An 18,074-nucleotide genomic window follows, 5' to 3' on the forward strand; every position below is an offset into this window, starting at 1 on the left:
GGTGAGGTGCTGTTTTTTCATGCCACCAGTCTAAGTGACGTGGCGATAGAACACAAGAGGTCTTAATTTACGGACTAATAATCTGCGTAATCTGCGTAATCTGCGGATACATACCTGCGGACACCCCTACCCCCCCACCAACTCCCACCACGCCTGGCGCAGCGCCACGGGCCACGAGGTGATCGCCGGGGGCGGCGTGCCGTCGCCGGTTACCCCTAGCCAGACCAGGGTCTGGATGGCGAGGCGGCGTAGGGTGGCAACCATGGGCACCTCGGCGCTGATGGGGGTTTCGATCATGTGGCGGGCGGCCTGTTCGAGTTGGCTGCGCAGGGCGTCGTCTTGTGGGCCAGGGTTGCTCACGGCGCGTGCCAGCGCCATCTGGGCGAGGCTGGCCACCAAGGGGATGCGCGGTTTCTGGCTGCGCTCGGCGAGCCAGGTGCGTAGGGCGGGGCGGTGTCCGGCGCAGGCTCCGACGATGTTGAGCATGAGGATCTCGGTGCGCAGATCGAGATCGGCTTGGGCGAGCAGGGCCGGTTCGAGCAGATCGGCGAGGCGCTCGTCGGCCTCTAGGATGAGCGCGTCGGCGATGGCCGCCTGGGTGGCCTGCCACTCCTTCTTGGCCCCTTCCCCCTCGCCGTGGAGCAGCAGATCGAGCAGGCGCTCCTGCACTCCCGGTTGGTCGCTCATGTCGCTCAGGGCGAAGGCCGCCAAGGCGCGTTCATCGCTCTGGTAGTCGGGGGCGGTGAGGGCGGTGACGAGCGCTTCGTGCTGGGTGCGTCGCCACGCTTGCAGCAGACTTGTGAAGTGGCCGTTCTCCTCGCTACTCCCCGGCATGTCGCGTAGCGCCCGCGCCGCAGCGGCGCGCACCAGGGGGCGATCATACTGCCATGCATCATCCACGAGCAGGACGCGCTCCGCCAGTTGCCTCCGCAGGGCGCTGCGTACCTGCGGGTAGGCAAGTTGCCCCAACGCCTCAGCCAGCATCGCCCGCAGCGCCGCGCTGGGTTCAAAACGCGGATCGAGTTGGATGAGCAGCCGATCAATCAGGCTGTTCAGGTGGCGCTCTTCAGCGGCGCTGGGACGCCGCACCAGCAGGCTCGAACTTTGCCGCTGCGCCTGGAAGAAGGCTCCGATACAGCGGGCGGCCACGACTGCTTGTGCGCCACTCAATTCTTGGGCGATGGCCGTCCAGATGGGCGTGAGCAGATCGAGGCGCTCGCTGCGCTGGGCCAACCCGATCAATACCGGGTTCCACCAGTCCATCCGTTGCGGCAACCCGGCCTGCACCATGATCTCGGTCAACTGGGTGGCCAGATCGGCCCGTTCTTGCAGCGCCAAGGCAGCGGCGTAGCTCTGAAGGGCCAGGTGGGGCATCTGCACCAGCGCCCCCCCGATTTCAACCAGCGCTCCGGCTTGACACAGTGCGGTGTAGAGATCCGCCTCCGGCTCATACTCGCGCAAGAGCGCACGGGCCACAGTGATCGTCATACTGCTACGCAGACTGCTATGCAGTGCCCAGGCCAGCGCGAGCATTCCCGCCCGCGCCCCCGCACGAGTGACACCGGCACTGGCTGCCCGTTCCACCAACCGATCAAGCAGTCCACTCAGCAACTCATCGCGGGTGAGCGTGCGGCTGCGCGTATCCTCAATCAGCCGCTCGGCAATCGCCGTGAGCATCTGCGGGTCATTCGCCAGATCACGCAACCCGCCGCGCATAATCGCCCGCAGGTGTGAGAGGGCACGTGGGGGATCGCGGTAGCGCAGGTAGGCGCGGATCTGGCGTTCGCTGAGCGGAGTCAGGAGTAGCCAGAAGGTGTCGGACTGGCGTAACAGATCGGGGGCTTCGGCCTCTTCCACACTGATAACGATGCGCTGTGCGGGCCAGCGGCGGGCCAGGGTGGCGAGCAGTTCGGCCAACAGCATGCGGCGGGAAGGTTCGAGGCTCTCCAGGCCATCAATCAGCAGCACAAAACGCGCTGCACCGCCATCCTTGCCCTCGGCCAGCAGATTCATCAGCGCTACCCCGTGGGCCGGATCGAGCAGACTGGCGGCTTCGATCAAACGATCCTCAATGCGCATTCCGGCTTGCAGGTGGCGATCCTCGGCTAACGCAAGGTAGACCGCGACCATCTGCGCAGTCGTATCCCGATTCTGCTTCCAGGCCCACTGCTGGAGTAGGAGCGAACGGCTAATCCGCGAACCACCACTCACCACCAGCGGCGCGGGGGTGGTCTGGCTCTGCCCCAGGGCGAGCAGATCATCGAGCAAGAGCCGCGCCTCACGCGGGTTGGGCTGTTCATCGGGGGTGGTTTTGAGCAGATTGAGGCGCGCTCCGGCGGGTGCGGCGATGGCGGCGGGGCTAATCTGGGGGTCGTTACTGAGCAGACGGGCAAATTCGAGTTGGGCATTGGGAACAAAGAGCCGCCCATCGCGGCTGCGCAGATAGAGTACCGGGGTCGTCCAGTTGGCGCTCTGCGGGTCAAAGACTTGGCGGCGCGCAGCGACCATCGCACGGTCAATCATGCCATAGCGCAGCAGATAATCGCACAGGTACTGGGTGAAGGCGCGTGCCAGATCAATCTCGACCAGATCGCGCATGGCCACGACCGCCGGTACACCGCCATCACGCACGATCTGGATGCCCAGGTTGTCGAGAGCCGGATCGGCGCGCTGGGGGGCCGTATTGCATGAGATGAGCACAAAGAGGGCCGGGCGGGTACCATTACGTCGCAGCGCGGCCACCAGATCATTGCCCGATAGCAACTGCCCCGCCCCATCAGCACGTTGCAGCATCAGGCTGGTACCGAGGCGTGGCGTATAGAGGCCATGGCCATAGAAGATGACCATCTGGTATCCATCCTCCATAGCTCGCAGCAGCGCCTCCGGGGTGGCGGGTTGTAAGAAACGGTACTCGATCTGGCCAGCGCTACTCACGGCATCCAACACCGCCGCGAGGCGGGATCGTTCCTCCACGAAATCCACCGGGGTCAAGCCGCCCCAGCGTGTTGCTAGGTCGTTGGGCGCACCAATCGCGATCAGCACCCGCAGCGGCCAGCGTTCCAGTGGAGCCACAAACGGGTTCGGGCTATCCACATAGCGTGAGAAGGCCACCAGCGGGTTCGCGGCGAGTGGCACCGGAGCGCCGGTCGCTTCCTGCACATAGAGCATCTCCCAGGGGATCGTCTGAAGTTCGGGGGCGTTACTCTTGATCCAGAGTTGCAGATGCAGCACACCGCGCCCGCGCTGGGCGGCGATCCAGGCTTGGCGAAAGAGCGCCAAGAGTGAGTCGGGGAAGAGGCGTTCAAAGAGCAACAGCCCGTAGGCCGCCAAATCACTGCCCCGCGCACGCGGCGCGGGCGGTGGGGGCAGATCAGCGAGAATCAGCCAATCACTTGCGGCACTGCCATCGGCCAACGTCAGCCGTAAGGGAAAGGCATGGCGCATGGAGTCACGGTCGGCGATCTCAAGCACCAGGAGATTGAGGGGTTCGGTCATGATTTGTCTCCCAACGCCCGTCGCAGATCGAGCGGCCAAGTGGGGGCTTCAGCCGCTATGTCACTAAGATCGGCATCCTGAGCGAGCCAACGTAGCGCTTCGAGGGCCGTGCGGCGCAGATAGAGCCACCCAGTATCATCGGTGGGGAGATGGTGCAGTGTGAGGGCGGCGAGCGGCGTGGGCAGGTTGAGGTCGCTCCGTAGGCCGCGCCCAATCGCCAGGGCTGCCGCCAGCAAGGCCGGAGCAAGCGGCAGATCGCGGTGGGTACCCACAATCCACGCCAGCGAACGCAGCGCCTTGGCCTTGATCAGCGGATCGGGGTGCGCGACCAACTGCTGCACCAGCCAGTCCACACTGACCGGATCGTGCGTCCGTACCCGCCCGGCCAAATAGATCACCTGCCCCGCAGCCTCAGTACTGAGTTGCGGGCGACGACGAAGGATCGCGGTGATCAGGGTAGCGACGCTGGCAGCATCGGCGAGGGTGAGCGCGTCAGCGGCAGTGCGCGCCATCGCCGCATAGTCGTTGGGGTTGCCTAGCGGTGCCACGAGGATCATGCGCAACAGGAAGAAGAGATCGTGGGTACTGCTTGCCAGATCGGCCAGCGCGACCAGCGCCAGCATGCGCGCCTCAATCGGTGTACTCGCATCGTTACTGTATTGGCGCAGGCTGGCCTGATCACCCTCGCCTGCCGCCACCCATGCCCGCAGCACCGCAATACTGCGCGGCTCTTGGTTAACCCACAGCGCCGCCCCGGCGCTGTGGGTAGGTGGGCGGAAGAGCATCAGGTTGCGCAACCCCAGCGCTGCATGCAGGCGCACACTCGTATACTCATAATCGAGCCGCTGCCCCACCGCTGGGCGCACGCGCTCAGTAGCGAGACGCAGCAACGCCCGCACACTCGTCGGGTCGGGCAGGCAACCGAGAGCATCAGCAATCTGAGCGCGGCGGGCCGCCGACGGCTCGCGGGCGGGGTCGGCCCAAGCCGCGCAGGCATCAAGCAGCGCTCCGCGTGTCGTGGGTGGCAGCGATTCAAACCGGTCGCCGGGCAATGCCTGAAGACAACGCGCCAGCAGGAGCATATAGAGGCCGTTATTACTCTGCAAGGCAGATCGGCGAATGGGGGCGAGGAGATCGGTGCTACGCTCCAGCATCCCGGCCAGACTGATCAACACCGTCGCCCAGCGCTCGTGGCGATCCGTCACCCCACACTGGGGTAGCAGATCGGCCAGGGTGGTCATCTGATCACTACGCTGCATCAACGCTAGGGCCGCGCAGTAGGCACGCTGTCCAGGGCGTTGGAAGGCGGTGCGCCAACGATCCACATCGTGCAGCATTCCCACCACACAGAGCTGATCATACAACTCTTCAAGGCTATAACTGCGCTCGCCACGTACCGCATTGAGCAACTGAAACGCCCGTTGTAGATCGAGCGCCTCATCGGGCTGCCAACTCATCTCCCAGGCTAGTGCGATCAGGCTCTGGCGGGCGACATCGCCGCGTTTGAGGTGGGTGGGCAGCGCGGAAATCTGAGCCTCCAGGCCATCCTGCAAAAGCTGATTACGGCTCAAACCCTCGGCATAACGCCCCTCCAAGCGGCGCAACATATCGGCGAGGAGCGGCGGCAGCGCAGCCAGATCGAGCAGGTGCGTCTCAAGGATCTGGGCAAAGCGCGTATTGGCCTGAGCCAGACTGCCCCGCCGCTGGCGTAGGTAGGCCAGCACCTCGCGCCCACTGAGGTACTGGAGCAAAAAGCGCTGCGCCAAGCCCTCTAAGTTAGCGGGCATAGCCTCACGGCGGCAACTGAGGATAAAACGTTGCGCTGTCAAACGACGATCTAGCACCAACTGGCGCAGTTCACGGCTCAGATCGGGACGCAGTTCCAACTGCACCGCCTCCAAGCCATCCAGAATGATCACCAACCGAGTGGGGGAGGGGGCTGTGCGCACCAAGATCTCCGCCACCTCCTCGGCAAACTCGGGCACATAGCCCCCCGCCGCCTCAGCAATCGTCGCCACTAAACGGCGCACCCCACCGGGTTGAGTTGCATAACGCGCCAGATCAACCAAGATCGGCACCGTCTGAGCAGGTTGATCGGCCAACTGCCACGCCAAGCGGCGCAGCGCACTCGTCTGGCCAATGAAGGCCGGGCCAAGCACCGCCACTAAGCGCTGCTCTGCCTGATTCAGCGCCGCACTCAGCGCCGCCACCACCTCCACATCGGGTGGTGCAGCGTCAATCTGATCCAACACGGCATCCCATGCCAGCCCCGGTGCCAACCGCAGCGCTCGCAACGGGACATAGTCGCTCGTGCCCCAACGGGCAAACGCGGGATCAGCACGGAGGGCGTGGCAGTGGCGCAACGCGAGATCTGTGGGCATGGAGTCTTCTCCACAAGCAGGATCTGGGAGGTATTATAACCCGTGTTGGCGTCATTCCCCGATTATCAAGCCCCACTTCCGTGCTGCATCCGCACTGGTTGGCATAGGGGTCAAAGCTCAGCCCGAATGTAACTGTTCACACTTCTCCTAGCTTCCGGTTTTTGACGCAAAGACGCAGAGGCGCAAAGCCTGCAATAAAACCTTTGCGTCCTTGCGCCTTTGCGTCAATACGAGATTTCTTTTACCCCAAGTGTGAATAGTTACGCCCGAATGGCATTTTGCGCTCCGTGAAAGACGATGATGAGTGGCAGGGGGGAGGCACTGACGGCGGGTGGGACGTGCAGAATATAGGTGCGTCCCATATTGTACGATAATCTAGCGAATAGTAATCCCATGCAGCGCATTGGTAATCAGTGGTGTCTGGTTTGGATGTGGAACGACACCAAAGTTGGCGGACGCAATCCGTGGCCATGGCTCATCCTGACGTTGGCCACAGGCTCCATCGGAGCATTGATATACCTGATGAAGTACAAAAATGCCCGTAGGGGCGATGCGTTGCCCCTACCCGAACGATAGATCGCTCGTCTCCAACCACTGCTCCTCTGGCGCATCCAACAAGCCCCAACCAAAACGGCCCTGCGGCGTCACCACCAGATACTGGTTGTCTACCCAGGCCACAAAGCAGAGCGGCCCACGAGGTGAGGGTACCTGATCAAGTACCGCAACTCCATCCACCAAGAGGCTGCTGACCCGTTCACCCCACACGATTTCATAGTCGTGCCAGTCGGTCATGCTGCTGTGGAGTTGTGCCTCCTGTACCCCCACGCAGCGCTGGATTCCCGGCCAGAGCATGCGGTAGCCCGCGTAGCTGCGCATAAGCGGCACGGCCAGTGGTGCGAACGGGAGCAGCGTCAGTGCTTGGGGCCGCCCGGTATCCATCGTCGCGGCCTTCCAGCCATGCCCCGGCACCCCTAGCGCCAGCTCCATCGCGGCGGGTGGCGAGGCGAAGAAGAACCAGAGTGTCTGGGGGAGCACCGGATGGGTCAGGTTGGGGTAGTTCCACAACCCGAACCCGGCTGTGCCACGCAGTGCGTGGGCCGGGTGCGAGAAGCGCGCCCGCAGGCTGATGCGCAGCGGCGGCCTGCGCGGGAGGTGCAGCCCGCGCAGGCGATAGTCGTGGATCTGGGCGTCGCTGTAGCAACGCGCTGTGACGTTGCGGGTGGTCATGCGCAGCCCCGCCGCGCTGGCCGCCACCCGCCCCTCTCCCGCCTCGTAGATGCCCCAGGGGGCTTGGCGGTCTAAGATGTCACGGATCGTACTCATCTTCGCATCCCGGTTTTGACGCCAAGACGCCAAGGCGCAAAGCGTTCAATAAACCCTTTGCGCTTTGGCGTCAAGAAGAACATTCTGCCTTCTCCTGGCATCCCAGTTTTGACGCCAAGACGCAGAGGCGCAAAGCGTTCAATAAACCCTTTGCGTCTTTGCGCCTTTGCGTCAAGAAGAACATTTTGTTTCCTCCAACCCTTTGCGTCTTTGCGCCTTTGCGTCAACACGAGATTTCTTTTACCCCAAGGGTGAATAGTTACCTGGCATCCCAGATTTTGACGCTAAGACGCAGAGGCGCAAAGCGTTCAATAAACCCTTTGCGTCTTTGCGCCTTTGCGTCAAGAAGAACATTTTGTTTCCTCCAACCCTTTGCGTCTTTGCGTCAACATTCGGCGCGCACGATACCCATCTGCACCGTCCCTTCACCCAACTCCACCGCCTCCACATGCGCCTCGGCGGGCATCGCCCCCACCACCAGGCTGGTGGCGAGTGTCTCGCTACCCACATACTCACCCCACACCGCCAGGGTCTGGCTGAGCATTTCGGCGGTGGCCGCGTCGCTCGCCTCCAGACTCAGGCTGATCCGATCCGAGATCGCCAACCCGGCCTGTTTGCGCGCATCCTGCACGCTGCGCACCAGATCGCGCGCCGCCCCTTCCATGCGCAACTCATCCGTCACGCTGGTATTGAGTGCCACCAACATACCATCCGCATCGGCGACCGCGTAGCCCTCTGGGGCGCTGCTCTCAACGAGCAACTCTTCGGGGAGGATGCTCAACTCCTGGCCCTCCACGTTCAGCACCACTGGCTGCCCGGCTTCGACTGCATGCGCGGCTGCGCGTGCCGCCACACCATCCAGTGCCTTGAGTGCGGCGGTAAGCGCGGGTACCTGCTTGCCGTACTTCTTGCCCACTAGGCGCAGGTTGGGCTTGAAGCGGTATTCGACAATCTCCGATCCGGCTTCCAGGTAGCGCACCGCCTTGACGTTCAGTTCATCACGCAGATCCGACTCGAAGCGCCGCACGCCCTCGGTGGCTGCCGGGGTCTGGCCGCGCACCCACAGTTCGCTCAGTGGCTGGCGCACCTTCAGGTTGGCATTCTTGCGTGCCGCTCGTCCCAGCGAGACCGCCGCCAGGAGCGCTTCGGTATCGGCGACGAGTTGGTCATCAAGGAGCGCCGCATCCACCTGCGGCCACGCCGCCAAGTGGACGCTCTCGGCAGCATCGGGCTGGCCGCTGCTCAGGTTGCGGTAGATCGCCTCGGCCATGAAGGGCGCGAAGGGCGACATCAGTTTGGAGACGGTGAGTAGCGCGGTGTAGAGCGTCTGGTAGGCGGCCTGCTTATCCGCATCGGTCTCGCTCTTCCAGAAGCGCCGCCGGTTGCGCCGCACATACCAGTTGGAGAGTTCGTCTACAAAATGCTCAATGGCACGCCCTGCCGGGTAGACCTCATACTCCTCCAAACTCGCGGTGACATCGCGCACCAGGCCATTGAGCCGCGCCAAAGCCCAGCGGTCAATCGGCTGGAGCGCCGCACTCTCCGCCATCCCCGGCTTCCAATCATCCAGATTGGCATAGGTGACAAAGAAGCTATAGGTATTCCAGAGCGTCAGCATGAACTTGCGCAGACTCTCATTCACCAGCGCCCCACTGAAGCGGCGCGGGTTGCCGGGAGGGGCAGCGGTGAAGAGATACCAGCGCAGCGCATCTACCCCGTACTGCGTGATCACCTCCTGGGGCGTGATCACATTGCCCCGGCTCTTACTCATCTTCAAGCCCTGCTCATCCAGAATATGACCCAGACAGATCACATTATTGAAGGCCGGGCGGTCGAAGAGCAGCGTACTCACCGCGTGCAGCGTATAGAACCACCCTCGCGTCTGATCCACCGCCTCGCAGATATAGTCGGCGGGGTGTGCGGCCTCAAAGACCTCCTGGTTCTCGAAGGGGTAGTGCCACTGCGCTACCGGCATTGAGCCACTATCGTACCAACAGTCGGCCACATCGGAGATGCGGCGCATGGTGCCGTGCTGTGGGTGCTCCCAGGTCAGATCATCCACGTATGGGCGGTGCAGATCGAGATCCTGGAGCGAGCGCCCCACCTTCTGCTCCAACTCTTCGAGCGAGCCGATACACTCCATGTGGTTGCCATCGGCACTGACCCAGATCGGCAGCGGGGTGCCCCAGTAGCGCTCACGGCTGATTGCCCAGTCAATGTTATTCTCCAGCCAATTGCCGAAGCGACCATCACGGATATGCTCCGGCACCCAGTGGATCTGCTGGTTATTCGCAACCAGATCGGGCTTAAAGGCGGTCGTCTTGATGTACCACGAACGCTTGGCATAGAAGAGCAGCGGCGAGTCACAGCGCCAGCAGAAGGGGTAGTAGTGGCGCACGCGCCCACTCTTCAGCAGCAGCCCGCGCTCGCGCAGGTTGCGCGTGATGTCGGGATCGGCCTGCTTGAAGAACTTACCCGCAAAGCCCAACTCGGCAAACTCCGGCATCACCATGCCATTCAGATCAACCGAGAAGAGCGTCGGTAGGCCGTGCTTCTTCCCCACCTCCAAGTCGCCATAGGCCGGGGCGATATGCACAATCCCGGTACCATCATCGAGCGACACCATCTCATCGGCGATGACGCGGTAGGCCGTCTCCAGATCGACCGTATCCCCCGCACCGGGCACACCCGTAAAGAGCTTCTCGTAGCGCAACCCCACCAGATCATTGCCGTTGAAGGTGCGCAGAACGGTATACTCCTCACCCAAGACCGCATGTAGCAGCGCCTCGGCCAGCACCAGCCGCTCGCCCTGATACTCGACCTCTGCGTAGGTTGCCTCGTGCTTCACCGCTAGGGCCACATTTGCCGGGAGCGTCCAGGGTGTCGTCGTCCAGGCCACGAGGAACGCCCCGACTAGCGTCTCCCCATTCGCGCCAGCGCGAGGCACCCCATCGCCACAGACGCGAAACTTAATAAAGACACTCGGATCATCCACATCGTCACGCGCGCCCAGACTGACCTCGTGGTCACTCAGGCCGGTGCCACAGCGCGGACAGTGCATCGTCACCTTATAGTCACGGAAGAGCAGCCCGCGATCCCAGAGTTGGCGGAAGATCCACCAGAGCGACTCGATATACTTATTGTCGTAGGTATAGTAGCCATCATCGCTCACCCAGTAGGCAATGCGCTTGGTGAAGGTCTGCCACTCCTGGATATACTCCCAGACACTCTCGCGGCAGCGGGCATTAAACTCGGCAATCCCATACTTTTCAATATCGGGTTTCCCACTAAATCCGAGCTTCTTCTCAACCTCAATCTCCACCGGCAGACCGTGGGTATCCCAACCCTCACGGCGGCCCACGATCTTATAGCCCTGCATCGCCCGGTAGCGGCAGATCACATCCTTAAAGATACGGCTGATAACATGGTGCAACCCTGGCCGCCCGTTAGCGGTCGGTGGCCCCTCATAGAAGACAAACGGCTTAGTACCCGACGCGAGCGACTTGGCGACAATCTCATTCTTCTCCCACCACTCCAGGATCTGATCCTCAAGCTGGGGAAACGAGACATGCGTACCAACCGGAGTAAACATCAGCGCAACCCTCCTTGAACCACAACAACAAAAAACCCCGCCCCACTGTGGTGGCCAACGGCCAACCAGACAGGGGACGAGGCGACATATGCCCCGTGGTACCACCCCGGTTCAATGTGTGATCGTGATCACGACACTGCACTCAGCGAACGTCCAATAACGCTCTGTGCCGCTAACGGGGCACAACACCGGGCGCAACTACTCACAGGTGTGGCCTGCTTTCACCTACCAGCTCAGGGGTGATCTTCACCATACGCCCGACCGCCCGGCTCACACCATCCCGGACTCGCTGGAGGGGTTGCGTAGGGTTACTCGTCCCCGTCATCGCTATTGGTTAGGAAGTATAGCAATGCTTGGAGTGGGAGTCAAGTAGAAGACGGAACGTAACTGTTCACACTTGGGGTAAAAGAAATCTTGTATTGACGCAAAGGCGCAAGGACGCAAAGGTTTTGTTGCAGGCTTTGCGCCTCTGCGTCTTTGCGTCAAAAACTGGAAGCTAGGAGAAGTGTGAACAGTTACGACGGAACTGTTCACGATTGGGTCAGGGCATGTACAACGTTGTTGTCGCCTGCACTTCATCCTATATGGCCGGGTGGGTGCTGCTTTGCCCCTAGCGAATGATCGAAGAGCCACACCTCATATGTTAGAATACCCCAGTGGAGACGGCAACAAGTATACATAAGCGTATGATGCATGGGCTTTCGGTTGCGATTATTGCGCGTGATGAGGCTCGGCATATCGAGGGATGTCTGGCCAGCCTGCTCGGCCTTGCCGATGAGGTGGTGGTGCTGGTTGATGCACGTACCCGCGATACCACCGCATCGCTCTGTGCGGCGTATGGCGCTCGCGTCTTTATTGAGCCGTGGCGCGGCTTTCCCGCCCAGCGTAACCGCGCCCTCGATCTCTGCCGTTACCCGTGGGTACTCTTCATTGACGCGGATGAGCGCGTTGAACCCGATCTGGCGGCTGAGATTCGTGCGCTCTTGTCGGCCACGCCGCTGGCGGTGGGGTACTGGATTCCGCGTCATAATCGTTTCTTTGGCCAGACGTTGCGCGGTGGTGGGTGGTACCCGGATTGCCAACTGCGTCTGTTGCGCCGCGATGTAGCACGCTATGACGAGGCGCGCTTGGTGCATGAGTTTGCCGATCTGCATGGCGAGTTGGCGACGCTGCGGGGCCACTTTACCCACGAGAATATCGAGACGCTGGGCGAGTTTTGGGCTAAACAGACGAGCTACGCCTTAGCGCAGGCGCGCACCTTGGCGTCCGAGGGGCGGCGCACCCGCCTGCGCAACTTCTTCGGGGCACCGGCGCGTGAGTTTGTGCGCCGCTACATCCAGTTGGGTGGCTGGCGCGATGGTGCGCTGGGTCTCTTCTTGTGTGGCGCGTTGGCTTGGTTTGAGTTGGTGGCGTATGCCTTTCTGCTGCATATTCAAGCGAAAAAGTAATGAGTGATCTGCACAGCTATGCAACATTCCTGCAACGTCTGTTGCTTGATCAGGTGGTAGTCGCGGCTCCACTCACTGATCTGGCTCGGTTGGAACACATGCTGACTCAGCCTGCCTTTGCTTTCCCCTATCTATTTACAGCGCATGTGGATGCGCTGCTAGAGACATGGCCAGATGGGGCGACGCTACGCCCGGAGAGTATTCCCCCCACACCGCTCTGGCTGGGAGCGGTACTCTATCAGATCGCGTGGTTGCATGATCATCCCGATGAGGATTTGATCACCTTCACCGAGCGCATGATTGCGGCTCTACCAGTGGCCGAGGATCTGCCTACCCAGATCGGCTACCATTGCCTGATATGGGCATGGATGCGGGCGCAACGGGGCATCATTGCCGACCACCTGCAACCATTGCTGCGCGATCTGCTGGCGCGTAGCCCGCTCAGTGCGGTATGGTTCCTGCATCTAGAGGTATTGCCATCCCCACAGATGCTCAGTTCTCTACTTGTCTATACGCCGGTGCGGGCGGCACTGCGTGACCATTGGCTCAATCTGGGCTTGCGCCCCGCTGAGGTGCGACGCGGGCTGCGTCCGGAGCGCGTGGCGGCGAGTGCGGCGGTGGGGACGCTGCTGGGCCAGTTGTTGGCGCTGGATGTGGTGTGGCAGCCGTGGGTGTTGGACTTCTATGAGGTGGAGTGTATGCTCTCGCGGCAAGGCAATGATGAGCGCCCGCAGTGGCCACTCTTAGAACAATTGCGCCTCGCCCGCGTGCATGGGGATGCTCGTCAGCGCCGCTTGGTTGAGCGGGCTATGAAGCGTTACCGTCCCCTGCACACTATTATGAAGTCCGAAGCGGCCAGTTTGCGCCCATACATCTATTTGGATGTCCGCTTTCTCGAACAGATAGCGCGTCTGTATGCCAAATCTACCCCGTGAGTACCATAGCCGATATCGGATTATCAGATCGATTCAGTATATAATTGCGAGATAAAAAACATGGAGCGACCTACTCAACAATTAGAGGGTCAAGAACTGTATGAGCGCCAAAAGCAATTGCGCTCACAAATGCTTTACCCGCCAGCGCCCCGTATTATTGCTGCAAATCTCCAAATTCCTGATAACTTGGGGAGTGTTCTTCGGCTTGCGGATGCGGCTGGAAGTAGTTCTGTCATATTCATTGGTGCTATCGAAATTGATCATAAGCGTATACATAAGATAGCCAGGAACTGTGATTCTTTAATACCTTGGGAGGTCTATGATAGTGATCGATTCTTTGAGGAGATTCACCTATTCCGTCCGCTGGTGGCTCTTGAAATAACATCTTGTTCAAGTGATATATTCTCAACAAATATGCCCGATAACTGCACATTTGTTATTGGGAATGAGCGTCATGGTATACCAGAAAAGATATTATCTGAATGTGACTTTTCAGTGCATATTCCTATGTACGGAACAAATGGTTCAATGAATGTAACGCATGCCTTAGCGATAGCACTATTTGAATGGAGAAGACAAAAATTGCATTATGCCAAATCTACCCCGTGAGTACCATCTGCGCCGGGCGGTGCAGTCTTATGAGCAGTGTGGTGAATACCGGGCGGCGGCGGAGTTACTCGCGGCGTTCGGGACCCCCACGGCGAGTGCTGAGGCGGCGCGGCGGCTGCTGATCCTTGATGATCTCCCGGCGGCGGGCGAGGCGTTTCTGGCGGCCCAACAGCCGCGTGCGGCGCTCGAATGTTTCCGCCGCGCCGGGATGCCCGCCCGCGAGTTGGCGTGCCTCCAGGCACTCGGCGATGATCTGGCGGTGGGAACGCTGCTCTTAGATCTGGGGCGCGTGGCCGAGGCGGTGGCGCCGCTGCAACGTGCGCTGGCCCAAGCCGAAGATCGGGTGATTCAGGCGCGTCTGCACCTCCAGGTGGCGCACGCCCTGGGCGACCCGGCTGGTCAGGCGGATTACCGGGCGGGCTTGGCGCTGCTGCCGCTGCTGCCCCACAGCGCCGAGAGCGCCCCGGTCTGGTTGGCGCTGGCCGCCTGGGGCGAGGCGGTCGGGCGGATGGATCGGGTGCAGGAGGGGTATGCCGAGGCGCTACGGTTGCTCGATCATCCCAGTACGGCGGCGGCGCACCAAGCTGCACTGCGGCGCTACCGGGCGGCGGCTGAGCGGATGGGGAATCGGGGGTTAGTGGATAGGTTGGGACAATCTTGAGGAGTGGTGGAGAAGGTTGGCGCTTATAGGAGTGAAACAACTATGAATAATACCTATAACATCTACTGCGATGAGAGTGGACATTTGGAACACGGCACACCATTAGTGATGGTTCTTGGTGCTATCTGGTGTCCTATGGAAAAGACACGCGAGATTACTTGCCGAATACGTGAGATCAGCGAGCGTAATGGCATGTCACCGAATTTCGAGATCAAGTGGGGAAAGGTATCCTCGGCAAAAACGCAATTCTATCTCGACTTAGTTGATTATTTCTTCGATGATGATGACTTGCATTTTCGTGCACTCGTTATTCCAGATAAAACACAACTTCAACATGAAAGATTTAAGCAAAAACATGATGAATGGTACTATAAAATGTATTTTACTATGTTAAATGTGATTATTGATCCAGGATTGCATTACCGTATTTATCTTGACATCAAAGATACACGTAGTACAGATAAAGTACAACATCTCCACACAGTACTTAGTAATAAAAATTACGATTTTAGTCGTACAATTATTGAGCGTATTCAAAACGTCCGTTCAAATGAAGTGAAAATTCTACAAGTGGCAGATCTCTTTATCGGCGCTGTAAGTTATGCTAATCGTCATTTGTCAGATAATGCAGGTAAAGTGGCAATCGTTGAGCGTATCCGTGAGCGATCTAAATATACACTTACCCGATCTACGTTTCCTCGTGAGAATAAGGTCAATATCTTTATTTGGAAGCCTAACAGGGGGAATGTATGACATTACCTGATTGGCTTCCTCCAATGCTCGATCTAAGCGGAGACTGGAATGATATCCTTCATCAGCTTTATACCGTATTTACCCGTGATTTCAAAACGGGGTCGTTGTTTCTGGCTGGTGAGCCGATCTGGCATGACCGTCGTATCTTACCGGGTGAAGCTTACGAGGAGAGTTTCTGGCATCTTGTGACGCGCAAAGATAACAAGAGTGGCGACCGCTTGCCAGATTTTCGTCGTGCTGAACGGCTGCCATGGTGTGCCCCCATTCTGCGCAATATCAATGATCCTGCGATCAAATTTTGGCACTATCGGGAGGGGAATCAGCGTTTGCGCATGTATGCTTGGTTAGAAGCCGGGGATTATGTGGTCATACTTGAGCATAAGCCGAAACGCATTGGACAGGTGGCGTTTCTCATAACTGCATACCACCTTGATGGGGAATCGATGCGAAGGAGTATGCGTAAACGATACGAGCGGAGAGAATTATAAATGCAACTGCCGCAGCCTTACAGCTACGGCAGAAGATCTCTTTCTACACCTGGCAGATGAGTCTAACGTTATTATACCACACATAATGGTTAAAAATCAATGACATTAAAAGTAAGTTTAGCACATGCTACCGGCCGCGCCCATTCTTGGCAGCAGCGTGCCGCCAGCCTCGCCCCGGCGTTGCCGTTGGGTCTCGTGGCCGATCTGGGGATGCTGCTGGTTGCCGAACAGCCGCTGCCCACTAGCGATGATGCGTATGCCCGCTTTCTGTGCGCGGTGGCTCAGTTGCCGGTGGTGGCCACCGCCCGCAGCCTCAGTCTGAATGATCTGGCCGTGGCTGCTATTCTGGCCCATCTTGCGGCTGGGGTACCCGCCACTGATGATCTGCCAGTGCTGCTTGCCCACCTCGGCACCCGGCTGCGCACCTTGGCCCCGGCGGATGTGCGCTTCCTGCACGCGGTGGCCACGCAGACGCCGGGGGTGGCCGAGGTGTCCGATCTGCGCGGGTTGCGCGAATTGTTGGGGGTGGCCGATTTTCAGCATGCGCTCTTCGATGAGGTGCTGGCCTTCACTCCGGCGCTGGCCGATGTTGACCCCGGTGCGGGTATGCAGACCTATACCGCCGATGGTTATGGCGGTCTGGCGCGTACCGGTTCGCTCGATGCGATTGTGCCGAGTGAGTGGGCTTTGCCGAGTGAGTTGGTGGCGTACCGTTTTCTGAATGGCGAGTTGCTCTACTATGGCCACGAACGCCCCCCAGAGCGCCGCCCGCGTCTGTTGGTGCTGCTGGTGCAGTTGGGCGATGCGATGGCGGGTGATCTGGAGGTGCTGGCGAAGGCGGGGGCTTTGGCGCTGGCGCGTTCGGGTTTGGCGCATGGCATGGCGGTGCAGGTGATCAGCTTTGACCACCTGATTCATCCTCCCCAAGGTTTGGCGCGTCCCGCCGAGGTGGCGGCGCTGGTGCGGCGCAGCGGCCAGGGGCGGCCCGATCTGGGGCGGGTGGTGGGGCATGTGGCGACGCATCTGCGTGCTCAGGCCAGTACCTACAGCCAGATTGAGGTGTGTTGGTTTGTGCATAGCCAACTTGGCCTTGATGAGCGCGAGGATCTAGCCCGAATTAGTCCCGATCTGCGCCGTCAGGCGCGTAGCCGGGCGCTCTTCCTCAGCCCCGGTGCGCCGATCCCTCAGCCGGGGTTGGCCGATCTGCTGGCTGACCAGTGGGTGAGTGTGGGGAGTGCGGCGCTCTACGATGCGGAAGAACAGGCACGGGCGATCCAGGCGCTGCGCGATCTGGCGCAGCCGCGCCGCCGGGTGCAGCCCAAGGAGGCTGCGCCATCCCCGCAGCGGCGGGTGGTGGTGGCGACGCCACGGGGTGATCCGGCGCAGCCGCTGTTGGAACAGGGAGCCTGGGATGCCGCCTTCGATCTGCTTGAACCCCGCGCCCGTAGCGGGGATGCGACGGCGCGGCGTTGGTTGGCCGTGCTGGTCGAGGGTGAACGGGGCGCAACGACCTTCCCGCCGTTGGGCTTGCGTCTGCGTGCGGCGGGTCTGGTGGGGGCGTTGGGTGATCCCCGGCTGCTTGATCCGCAGCGTGGCGATGCGCCGCTGGGCGGTTATTGGTGCCACCTCCCGGCGGGGAGTTTCTGGTTTGGTGATGCGCAGGTGGGTCAGTTGGAGCGCCAGAGTCTGCCCTACGCCTTCAGTATTGGGCGTTATTTGGTGACGAACACCGAATATCGGCGCTTCTTGCAGGCGGGGGGCTACCAGCAGCGTGAGTGGTGGAGCGCCAATGGTTGGCCCTTCTTGCAGGCGAGTGAGAGCCGCTTTAAGTCGAATGGACGCCAAATCACCCATCCCTGGTATTGGGCCGACCCGGAGTATAACCAGCCCAACCAGCCAGTGGTGGGCATCAGTTGGTGGGAGGCGGCGGCCTACTGTGCATGGCTGACGGCGCAGGGGCGGGCGGCGGGTTGGCTGGAGGCGAACGATCTGATTCGTCTGCCCACCGCGCTGGAGTGGGAGCATGCGGCGCGCGGTGAGCAGCCCCGGCGCTATCCGTGGGGTGATGCGGCTCCGAGTGCGGCACATGCCAATTTTGATCAGACCCGGATCGGGCGCACGACGCCGGTGGGGTGTTTCCCGCAGGGTGCGGCGGCATGTAGCGCCCTCGATCTGGCCGGGAATGTGATGGAGTGGCTGGCGACCCCAGAAGGTGAACCGAGCCACCCAACGCCCCTCAGTGACGTAGATCCGGATGCCCAGGTCTTACTTTCTCACGCCGCCTTTGATGATGATGCGAGTGCGCTACGCTGTGGGGCGCACAGTGAGAGTGGCCCGTTTGCGCGCTATTTGGATCGTGGATTTAGAATGGTGCTCATCCGGGAGTAAC

At 60.5% G+C, this 18,074-nt stretch carries 11 protein-coding genes and 1 other annotated feature; of the genes, 7 read left to right on the forward strand and 4 right to left on the reverse strand.

The annotated features are described in order from the left end of the window. Positions 1–126: 126 nt before the first annotated feature. The 4 genes from EKD03_RS06295 to ileS all read right to left on the reverse strand — a co-directional run bounded on the left by EKD03_RS06295 (position 127) and on the right by ileS (position 10,791). Complete coding sequence (locus EKD03_RS06295) at positions 127–3,495, reverse strand: CHAT domain-containing protein (RefSeq protein WP_129628725.1); 3,369 nt, start codon at positions 3,493–3,495, stop codon at positions 127–129. Next, entirely contained in the window at positions 3,492–5,876 is a 2,385-nt protein-coding gene (locus tag EKD03_RS06300) for an NACHT domain-containing protein (protein ID WP_129628727.1), read from the reverse strand. The genes EKD03_RS06295 and EKD03_RS06300 overlap by 4 nt, the downstream gene beginning before the upstream one ends. 561 nt (positions 5,877–6,437) lie before the next feature. Then, complete coding sequence (locus tag EKD03_RS06305) at positions 6,438–7,199, reverse strand: hypothetical protein (protein WP_129628729.1); 762 nt, start codon at positions 7,197–7,199, stop codon at positions 6,438–6,440. Positions 7,200–7,584: 385 nt separating this feature from the next. After that, positions 7,585–10,791 (reverse strand): isoleucine--tRNA ligase, encoded by a 3,207-nt coding sequence (gene ileS, locus EKD03_RS06310; RefSeq protein WP_129628731.1) that lies wholly within the window; start codon positions 10,789–10,791, stop codon positions 7,585–7,587. A gap of 69 nt (positions 10,792–10,860) precedes the next feature. Beyond that, positions 10,861–11,125, reverse strand: a binding site (T-box leader). Positions 11,126–11,477: 352 nt separating this feature from the next. Here ileS and EKD03_RS06315 point away from each other — a divergent pair. From EKD03_RS06315 to EKD03_RS06345, 7 genes are all read left to right on the forward strand, one after another. Next, positions 11,478–12,239, forward strand: coding sequence for a glycosyltransferase family 2 protein (locus EKD03_RS06315; RefSeq protein WP_129628733.1), 762 nt, complete (start codon positions 11,478–11,480; stop codon positions 12,237–12,239). Further along, entirely contained in the window at positions 12,239–13,174 is a 936-nt protein-coding gene (locus tag EKD03_RS06320) for a hypothetical protein (protein ID WP_129628735.1), read from the forward strand. The genes EKD03_RS06315 and EKD03_RS06320 overlap by 1 nt, the downstream gene beginning before the upstream one ends. 60 nt (positions 13,175–13,234) lie before the next feature. Then, positions 13,235–13,783 carry a TrmH family RNA methyltransferase gene (locus EKD03_RS06325; RefSeq protein WP_129628737.1) on the forward strand — a complete coding sequence of 183 codons (549 nt, stop codon included), beginning with the start codon at positions 13,235–13,237 and terminating at the stop codon, positions 13,781–13,783. Continuing rightward, complete coding sequence (locus tag EKD03_RS06330; RefSeq protein WP_129628739.1) at positions 13,764–14,444, forward strand: tetratricopeptide repeat protein; 681 nt, start codon at positions 13,764–13,766, stop codon at positions 14,442–14,444. Before EKD03_RS06325 ends, EKD03_RS06330 begins: the two co-directional genes overlap by 20 nt. A 42-nt stretch (positions 14,445–14,486) precedes the next feature. Beyond that, positions 14,487–15,197 (forward strand): DUF3800 domain-containing protein, encoded by a 711-nt coding sequence (locus tag EKD03_RS06335; protein ID WP_129628741.1) that lies wholly within the window; start codon positions 14,487–14,489, stop codon positions 15,195–15,197. Further along, positions 15,194–15,685, forward strand: a complete 492-nt coding sequence (locus EKD03_RS06340) for a hypothetical protein (RefSeq protein ID WP_129628743.1) — start codon at positions 15,194–15,196, stop codon at positions 15,683–15,685. Before EKD03_RS06335 ends, EKD03_RS06340 begins: the two co-directional genes overlap by 4 nt. 99 nt (positions 15,686–15,784) lie before the next feature. Beyond that, positions 15,785–18,073 (forward strand): formylglycine-generating enzyme family protein, encoded by a 2,289-nt coding sequence (locus EKD03_RS06345; RefSeq protein WP_129628745.1) that lies wholly within the window; start codon positions 15,785–15,787, stop codon positions 18,071–18,073. The last annotated feature ends 1 nt before the right edge of the window (position 18,074 follow it).

It is taken from the genome of Candidatus Oscillochloris fontis (genome assembly GCF_004138135.1).
In the GTDB taxonomy this organism is placed as follows: domain Bacteria; phylum Chloroflexota; class Chloroflexia; order Chloroflexales; family Chloroflexaceae; genus Oscillochloris; species Oscillochloris fontis.